This window comes from Paraburkholderia phymatum, from assembly GCF_040965635.1.
Taxonomy (GTDB): Bacteria; Pseudomonadota; Gammaproteobacteria; order Burkholderiales; family Burkholderiaceae; genus Paraburkholderia; species Paraburkholderia phymatum_B.
In genome coordinates, this window is the sequence record NZ_JBFRCH010000123.1 from 1 (window position 1) to 403 (window position 403).

The window sequence follows — 403 nt, forward strand, 5'->3', positions numbered from 1 at the left end:
TTGCCCGTGTGAAAGTAGGTAATCGTCAGGCTCCTTACACAGCACCCGGCCCCGCCCTCCAACAGGCGGGGCCGCGGTCGTTTACGGCGCCATGTTTTACCCTTCCTCCCGCCGGCGCGGCGGGTGCTGACCTGCCCCCCTCTGAAGTATCCCACTGTAAAGTTAGTGGCAAGGCCGCAGGAGAAACCTTGTCATGAAGCAGTCGCGGTTTAGCGAAGAGCAGAACATCGGGATGCTGAAGGAAGCCGATGCAGGCATGAAGGTCGCGGACCTGTGCCGCAAGCACGGCATTTCAGATGCGACGTTCTATAACTGGCGTAGCCGCTACGGCGGCATGGATGTGTCGGAAGCGCGACGTTTGAGGCAACTGGAAGAGGAAAACCAGCGACTCAAGCGGCTGGTA

At 59.8% G+C, this 403-nt stretch carries 1 protein-coding gene; it reads left to right on the forward strand.

What is annotated here, in order from left to right:
* Nucleotides 1-193: 193 nt before the first annotated feature.
* On the forward strand, nt 194-403 hold a 210-nt coding region (locus AB4Y32_RS40475; protein ID WP_368726586.1), incomplete at its 3' end, for a transposase.